Below are 7,357 nucleotides of genomic sequence, written 5' to 3'. Positions count from 1 at the left end.
GGCCGCCGGTTTGGGCGCCGACGCGGCGCCGCGCTGCGGGCCCGAGCACGCCGCGCACAGCGCGCACGCGGCGAGCATCCCTCCGGCGGCCACCATCGCGAGCCTCGTCCGCATACGCCTCTCCTTGCGTTCCCGCGGCCAGCCTAACCCGCGCCGCGGCGGCCGCGAAGTGGCCTGCCCGCGCCGGCCAAACTGGCCCTGTCGCTGCGCCGCGCGGCGCCGCACAGTCGCCGCGGACTTCCTGCGAGCGCGCCATGCACGGTTTCGCCACCTCCCGCTGCCTGAGTGCGTCCCTGTGCGCCGGCGCGCTGGCCTCGCTGTTGGCGCTGGCGCCGACGCGGGCGCAACGCGCCGCCTCGGCCGCGCCGCAACCCGCCGCGCAGCCGCCGTCTGCCGCCGCGTCGCCAGGACAACACGATTTCGATTTCGAAACCGGCCTGTGGCGCACCCGGGTGCGGCGCCTGGCCAAGCCGCTGAGCGGTTCGGCCCAATGGCTGGACTACACCGGCACCACCCGGGTCGTGCCGCTGCACGGCGGCCGCGCCAACCTCGCCGAACTCGCCATCGCCGGACCGGCCGGACGCATCGACGGCGTCGCCCTGCGCCTGTACGAACCGGCCGCGCGCCGCTGGCGCATCCACTACGCCAACCTGCGCGACGGCGCGCTGACCGCGCCCATCGCCGGCGGCTTCGCGCGCGGGCGCGGCGAATTCTTCGGCGCCGACACGTTCGACGGCCTGCCGATCCAGGTGCGCTTTCGCATCCACTGCCCGCACCGCGATCGCTGCCTGTTCGAACAAGCCTTCTCCGCCGACGGCGGCCGCCACTGGGAAACCAACTGGCACGCCGTCGATACGCGCATCGCCGACACCGCCAGCCGATAGCCCCGCCCCGACCCGCCCACCGCCTTCATCGCCCCAGGAGCGTTCATGACCATCCCGCACGACGCCTTGCGCCGCACGCTGCTGCGCGCGCCCCTGCTCGCCGCCGTCGCCGGCGCCCTGCCCGCGTCGCCGGCCTTCGCCGCCGCGTCCGATGCGGCGCGCAAGGCCACTCACCCCGACGATCCCGCGCACGCCTTCGATTTTTTCCTCGGCACCTGGCAGGTGCGCTACCGCCGGCTGCGCGAACGGCTCGCCGACAATCACGACTGGGAAGAATTCGAAGGCGTCTGCAAGACCCAGCCGCTGTTCGCCGGGCTGGCCAATTTCGACGAAAGCACCGTCAATCGCCCCGGCCTGCCCTACCACGGCCTGGGCCTGCGCAGTTTCGACCCGGCCACGCGCACCTGGGCGGACTGGTGGCTGGACACGCGCAACCCGCAGCGCCTGGATCCGCCGATGATCGGCGGCTTCGCCGACGGCGTCGGCACCTTCTACGGCGAAGACGAATGGCGCGGCGCCAAGGTCAAGGTGCGCGGGCTGTGGAAGGACATCCGCGCGGACGAGCTGCAGTGGGAACAGGCCTACTCGGCCGATGGCGGCAAGACCTGGGAGACCAACTGGGTCTCGCGCTATCGGCGCATCGCCTGAGGCGTGCAGCCGAGCCAGCCGCCGCAGGAACGCTCAAGTACTGCGGATCGGCGCGACGGCAACGCCGCCGCTAACGCTCCAACCGCTGCGGCCTGCACTCGCATTGCGGCGCGGACAGGCGCCGGCAGCGCTCGGGCACCAGCCATTGTTCGCTGAAGCGGTCGCCGAAGGCCATCAGCCGGATCACGCCGTGGTCGCTGCCGATCAGCCAGCCCGTGCCCGACGGCTGCAGGGTCTGCGGCTGCAGCCGCGGCCATCGCGCGTTGCGGTGCAGGGCCTGTGGGCGCTGCGCGGCGAGGTCGATCCGGACCAGCCCGGTGCGGGTCAGCACCACCCAATCGCGGGCGCCGCTGCGCGCGGCCGCGACCGGCATCGCGTCGAGTTCGATCAGGCGGTGGATGCGCCAGCGCTGCGCGTCGCGCCGTTCGAAGCGCAGGATCGCGCCCTCGTGGCGGCCGCCGCGCTCGCGGCCTTCGGCGACGAACACATCGCCGCCGAATTCGGTCGCGGCCTGCGGGCGGATGTCGGCGTTGCTGAGCACGAAGCCGGCCGCGGCCCGGCGCGGGATCCATTCGACCCGGCCGTCGTCGCCGAAGCTCATCGCGCCGTCGGCCAGCTCCACCTTCAGCGGCGGCAACGGCTGCGGCGGCGCGATGCGCACGCGGCCGCCGGCGTCGGCGCGCACGTCCCAGGGAGGCAGCGCGTCGACCGCGCATTGCCACTGCGCGGCGCTTTCGGGCGCGGCGATCGCCGCCCAGCCTTTGGGCACTTCGCCGACGCCGACCGAAACGCCCGGCGCGCCGGCGGCGCTGGCTGCGCCCGCGGCCAGCGCGCACGCCGCCGCCCACGCGATCCGACTTTGCCGCATCCGTCCCCCGACGTGCCGCCGCGAAGGCGCGGCCCGCGCAGTATCGCCGATCCGGCGATATCCGGCCGCGCCGCCGCCCGCGGCCTGACGCGGCCGCCGCGACTGCCTACAATGCCCGCCCCCCAACCCGTTCGGAACGCCGCACGCCGCATGGATATCGTCATCAACGAATCGCTCAAGGCCTACATCGACCCGCTGACCCCGGAGGAACACGAAGCGCTGGAGGCCAGCCTGCTCGCCGAAGGCTGCCGCGACGCGCTGATCCTGTGGGGCGACGTGCTGGTCGACGGCCACAACCGCTACGGCATCTGCAAGCAGCACGGCCTGCCGTTCCAGACCGTGCAGAACAAGCGCTTCAAGACCCTCGACGACGTTCACCTGTGGATGATCGACCAGCACCTGGGCCGCCGCAGCGTCTCGGATTTCCAGCGCGGCGTGCTGGCGCTGCGCAAGCGCGAGATCCTGGCCGAGCGGCGCGCGCGCGCCGAGGCCGAACGCGCCGCGCAAGCCGAAGCCGAAGCGGCCGCCGCCAGCGCGCAGGCCGAGGGCGACGCCGGCGACGCGCCGCCGTGGGCGGACGATGCCGCGTTCAAGGCGCCGGCGCTGGACAGCCGCCAGGCGCTGGCCAAGGCCGCGCGCCTGAGCAACAGCCAGGTCGGCATGATCGAGACCATCCACAAGCAGGCCGCGCCGGAAGTGGTGGCCGCGGTCAAGTCCGGTGCGATCTCGATCAACGCCGCCGCCGCGGTGGCGACGCTGCCGGAAGAAGAGCAGCGCGCCGCGGCCCTGGCCGGCGGCGCCGAGCTCAAGCAGGCGGCCAAGCGCGTGCGCGAATCCAAGCGCAAGCCGCGCGAGGCCAAGCCCGAGGTCGAGATCGAGGAAGAGGCGGCGCCGGCGAAGTTCGTCGCGAACGCGGACGAAAGCGAAGAGCTGCAGGCGCTGCGCCAGCGCGTAGCCGAGCTGACGGCCGAGAACGAAGCGCTGAAGCTGGAAGTGGTCGGGCTGCGCGTGGCGCTGGGCCGCGATTGAAGCCAGCGATGAAACTATCGACGCGCGACGCGGGCGCGATCGGATTGCGGTAACGCCGCCCGGGCCGCGCCCGGGCGACGAATCCGACGACACCGACATCGGCGCGGCATCGCCGCGCCATCGACGCCGACGGCCTGCGCGGCGCTTACTCGGCCGGCTTCTCGCACTTGCCGTCGCGCATCAGCGCCCACTCTTCGCAGACGCGGCCATCGGGCAGGTGGCACAGGCCGTATTGGCCGCCGTCCTTGCCGGTGCGGATTTCCAGGGTGCCGCCGAGCTTCTGGCAATGCACCGAGGCCGGGTTGGCCATGCCCACGCCCTTGGGCGCGACCTCGGCCTGCGGCGCCTTCGGCGCGGCCGGTTCGGACGGCGTGCTGCAGGCGCTCAAGGCCAGCAACGCGAACGGCAGGAGGGCGACGAGCGGGCGGGCGGTCATGGCGGCGTCCTTGGGCGGTCTAAAACGGCCGCCACTATACGGCGGCGCGCGTTGACGCCCGGGTGAAGGCGCGACGCCCCGCCCGCGCGAGCGCGGCAAGCGGCCGCGCCGCTCGCCTCAAGCCGGCTTGGCCGCTGCCGCCGCCTCGGCCTGCATCAGCGTCTGCGCCTGATCGGCCCAGCGCACATCGGCGCCGCCCGGCGGATAGGTGCTGAGCATCGTCCATTGGGTTTCGCCGTCCACCTGATCGGGGAAGCGTCCCTGCCACTGCTGCGGCGACAGCGGCAGCGCGTTTTCCAGCACCACGGTCAGGTTCAGCAGCGCATGCCGCGCCAGCAGGTGCGGGAACCATTCCTTGTCGACGTAGAACGAAGTGCGAAAACCGGTGCCGACCGCGCGGTAGTCGAACGCCGACGGCGGCAACGAGGGCACGTAATCCCAGTAGTTGTAGACGCGGATGCTCTGGCTGGCGTCGATCAGGCCGGCGTAGGCGCTGGCCCAGCTGTCGGTGCCGACCATCGGGCTGGCGAAGTTGATGTTGAGCGCCGTGGTCGGCTGACTCACCGCGACGTCCAGCGAAAACAATTGGCTCAAGGCCGCGCCGAGGCTGTGGCCGGTGATGTAAAGCTGGGTCGGCCGGTACTTGGCCAGCAACGCGAACAGTTGCTGGCGCATCGACGCGCTCATGCCGCCGCCGGTGCCGTCGTAGATGCCGTAGAAGCCGGATGACACCCACGGCGTGGGGCTGATGCTGTTGCGGGTCGGCACGAACCCGGTGGGAATGAAATGCACGTCCTCCCAGGCGTCGAGATCCGAATCGGTGCCGCGGAACGCGAAGATGCAGGTGCCCGGCTCGCTCAGCGACTGGAACACCAGGCCGAAGGATTCCACCGCGCCCGACAGCGCGATCGCGTCCCATCCGGTCCAACTGTCGACCATGCGATAACCGCCGGGCGCGATGATGGGTTCCTGCGGATCCTGGAAGTAGGCGTACGCGGCCTTGGACGCGATCGCCAAAGCCAGGGTGAGATCGGTGTCGAGCACCGGATTGGCGGCGTAGGCGCCTGCCTCGGGGATCGCGCGGACGGCGGCATTGCTCGCATTCATGGAAGGGTTCCGGCTGGGGACGTGGATCGGAGCGATGAGGATCGGCGCGACGCGCATCGATGCGGTCGCGAACGCGCGCCGGCCGCGACCCGCGATCCGGCGGGCGGCGCGCGACGAGCCACGTCCTGTGACGGATTTTGCGGATCGGCGAGGGCTTGCCGTCCGCGCGGCATCCATTGATTACGCGCAACGGCGGCGGCAGCGGACAGCGGTCCGGCCGAGGAAAGCGAAGAAAACCAGGCGGAAGACCTTTGCGCGATTGCCGTCGCAAAAAACGCGCGAGAAAGCCGCGGGCAAAAAAAGGCCGCGCCAGGCGCGGCCTTAAACCCCGCCGATGGCGGGGTCTGGGATCGAGTGGACCGGATCAGGGCGCGTCTTCGAGCACCACGTCGTCGAGCAGGAAGCTCGCGCCGGCATGCCCGCCCGAATCGCTGGAGCCGATCAGCAGCACCCACACGCTCGCGGTCTGCGCCGGCGGTTGCACGTTGGCCACGACCTGGCGCCAATCGTCGCTGTCGGCGCCCAGCGCCACGTCGCTGTAGGAGGTGTCGTCGTCGCCGGTCGCGGCGGTGCCGTCCTCCTTCAGCCAGCGCAGGCGCACGCGCGCGTTGGCCGGCAGCGGCGCGGTACCGGCGACATGGCGCACCCAGAAGCTCAGCCGCTTGGCGCCGCCGTCGGCCAGATAGCCCGGGTGGTTCGCCACCGACACGCCCCAGTAATTGTCCTGCGCGACCACGCGCAAGCTGTAAGCGCCCGTATGCCCCTCGTTCGCGCGATCCACCGCGCTGCCGTACCACGCCGACCACAGGCCGATGGACTGCTCCAGGGTCGCGGTCTGCGCATCGATCAGATTGAACGCGGCGCCGTCGGTGGTGCTGCCGGCGTCCTGCAGGTACGGCGCGGCCTGCCAGGCCTTGAAGCCGATCGCCTCGCCGTAGCGCTTGGCGAAGCGCCACGGACCGTAATAGTGGTTGTTGGCGAAGCGGTTGCCGTTGTTGAACATCACATCGTTCTGCACCTGCCGCACCGTGTACGGCGACCAGGCGATGTTGTCGGTGCCGGTCGCGTACAGCGCCTGCGCGCCGCAATAGCTGGAACTTCCGCACGGCACCGCGGCCGGGTCGAAGTAGAACTCGTTGCCGGTCACCTCGATGTTCTGCGCGCGCCAGCGGCAATCGCGCTGCAGGGTCGGATCGCTGCCGATCTGGGTGTAGCACGGGTGCTGGTTGCTGACCGGATCGGGATAGCTGCTGGGATGCTGCGGATCGGGCCGCACGATCAGCGCCGGGTGCACGAACGGAGTGCAGTAGCCGGTGCTGGTGTTGCCGTGCGAGTTGCAGAAGCGGTTGGCGTTCTCGTAGATCGACACGCCGGAGAAGTTGTTCTCGAAGTAGTTGTCGTACACGCGCAGCTTGTCCGAGCCGCTGACCGCCGACGGCAGGCGCGCATCGCCGCCGGATTCGGACAGGTAGATCGCCGGCGCCGGCGCGCCGCGGTCGGAGCCGCCGGATACCCAGCCGTTGCCGATGAAGGTGTTGGCGCGGATGGTGGCGTTGTAGCTGATCTCGTACCACAGCCCGACGCCGTCGTTGCCGCGGACGAAGTTGTTCTCGAACAGGAAGTCGATGTTGTTGGTGTCGGCCCACAGGCCCGTGCCGCGGTTGCCGTGGACGTAGTTGCCGCGCACGCGCGCGCCGCGCACGTCCCAGAACTTGCCGCCGCCGGTGCAGCCGCACTTGGTCGAGGCTTCCCAGTCGTCGGTGTTGTTGCCGGCGATCTCGTTGTCCTCCAGCACGATGTCGACGATGGACGAGCGCCCCGGCACCGGGTTGGTTTCGCTGATCGGCTCGCTCTGCAGCGGCGGGCGGTACATGCTGAAACCGTACTGGCCGTTGTCCTTCAGGCAGTTGCGCCGCACCTCGTTGCGGCTGCCGAGGAACACGCCGGCGCCGTCGTTGCCGACGATGGCGTTGTCCTCGACGATCCAGTGCTCGCCGGCGTCGTGGTTGACCACGCCCTGGTCGAAGTTGTCGCGGCCGCGGCCGAAGTTGCGGATGGTCAGGTGCCGGATCGTCACATTGGGGACGTCGCCGGTGAAGGCGTAGAGGTTCTTGTTCTTGCCGTCGAGGATCGCGCCGGGCGCGCCGAGGTAGGTGTTGCCGGCGCGGGCGATGATCTGGCTGTAGATGTGGTCGCCCAGGGTGTGCTCGCCGGTTTCGAACCAGAAGGTGACGCCGGTGCGGGCGAAATCGAAGCCGCTGTTGTCGCCGGCCGGAACGATGATGGCGCCGGCCGGCGCCTGGGTCGGGCCGGGGCGCAGCGCTTCGCAGTAGCGCGCGGCCGGCTCGGCCGGCCAGGCCAGGCCGACGTGGGCCTGGCCTTCGC

General features: G+C 71.0%; 7 protein-coding genes. 3 read left to right on the top strand and 4 right to left on the bottom strand.

Annotation, left to right across the window (positions count from 1 at the left end; genetic code table 11):
• Positions 1-254: 254 nt before the first annotated feature.
• A complete protein-coding gene (locus tag A7A76_RS03320) occupies positions 255-884 on the top strand; it encodes a hypothetical protein (protein WP_206409861.1) in 630 nt (209 codons plus the stop codon).
• Between the two features lie 45 nt (positions 885-929).
• Positions 930-1,532: a hypothetical protein gene (locus A7A76_RS03315; RefSeq protein ID WP_206409860.1), complete on the top strand. Its 603-nt coding sequence runs from the start codon at positions 930-932 to the stop codon at positions 1,530-1,532.
• 70 nt (positions 1,533-1,602) lie between these two features.
• Here A7A76_RS03315 and A7A76_RS03310 read toward each other — a convergent pair whose 3' ends face one another.
• Positions 1,603-2,301 carry a hypothetical protein gene (locus tag A7A76_RS03310; RefSeq protein WP_206409859.1) on the bottom strand — a complete coding sequence of 233 codons (699 nt, stop codon included), beginning with the start codon at positions 2,299-2,301 and terminating at the stop codon, positions 1,603-1,605.
• A gap of 249 nt (positions 2,302-2,550) precedes the next feature.
• Between A7A76_RS03310 and A7A76_RS03305 the strand changes: the two genes are divergently transcribed.
• Complete coding sequence (locus tag A7A76_RS03305; RefSeq protein ID WP_206409858.1) at positions 2,551-3,429, top strand: plasmid replication/partition related protein; 879 nt, start codon at positions 2,551-2,553, stop codon at positions 3,427-3,429.
• A 145-nt stretch (positions 3,430-3,574) separates the two neighbouring features.
• On the opposite strand, the gene A7A76_RS03300 is transcribed toward A7A76_RS03305, so the two are convergent.
• From A7A76_RS03300 to A7A76_RS03290, 3 genes are all read right to left on the bottom strand, one after another.
• The gene (locus A7A76_RS03300) at positions 3,575-3,865 is read right to left on the bottom strand and encodes a putative hemolysin (protein WP_206409857.1); all 291 of its coding nucleotides are present in this window, start codon (positions 3,863-3,865) and stop codon (positions 3,575-3,577) included.
• Positions 3,866-3,982: 117 nt separating this feature from the next.
• A complete protein-coding gene (locus A7A76_RS03295; protein WP_206409856.1) occupies positions 3,983-4,972 on the bottom strand; it encodes a lipase family protein in 990 nt (329 codons plus the stop codon).
• 364 nt (positions 4,973-5,336) lie between these two features.
• Positions 5,337-7,357, bottom strand: a 2,021-nt coding sequence (locus tag A7A76_RS03290; RefSeq protein WP_206409855.1) for a right-handed parallel beta-helix repeat-containing protein, incomplete at its 5' end; no start/stop codon positions are given.

The organism is Lysobacter enzymogenes (assembly GCF_017168095.1).
In the GTDB taxonomy this organism is placed as follows: domain Bacteria; phylum Pseudomonadota; class Gammaproteobacteria; order Xanthomonadales; family Xanthomonadaceae; genus Lysobacter; species Lysobacter enzymogenes_D.
This window is presented reverse-complemented; position numbering and strand designations above follow the sequence as displayed.

Coding starts and splice junctions, on each gene's coding strand:
- A7A76_RS03295 (WP_206409856.1), bottom strand. CDS start 4,972: ATGAATGCGAGCAATGCCGCCGTCCGCGCGATCCCCGAGGCAGGCGCC.
- A7A76_RS03320 (WP_206409861.1), top strand. CDS start 255: ATGCACGGTTTCGCCACCTCCCGCTGCCTGAGTGCGTCCCTGTGCGCC.
- A7A76_RS03300 (WP_206409857.1), bottom strand. CDS start 3,865: ATGACCGCCCGCCCGCTCGTCGCCCTCCTGCCGTTCGCGTTGCTGGCC.
- A7A76_RS03305 (WP_206409858.1), top strand. CDS start 2,551: ATGGATATCGTCATCAACGAATCGCTCAAGGCCTACATCGACCCGCTG.
- A7A76_RS03315 (WP_206409860.1), top strand. CDS start 930: ATGACCATCCCGCACGACGCCTTGCGCCGCACGCTGCTGCGCGCGCCC.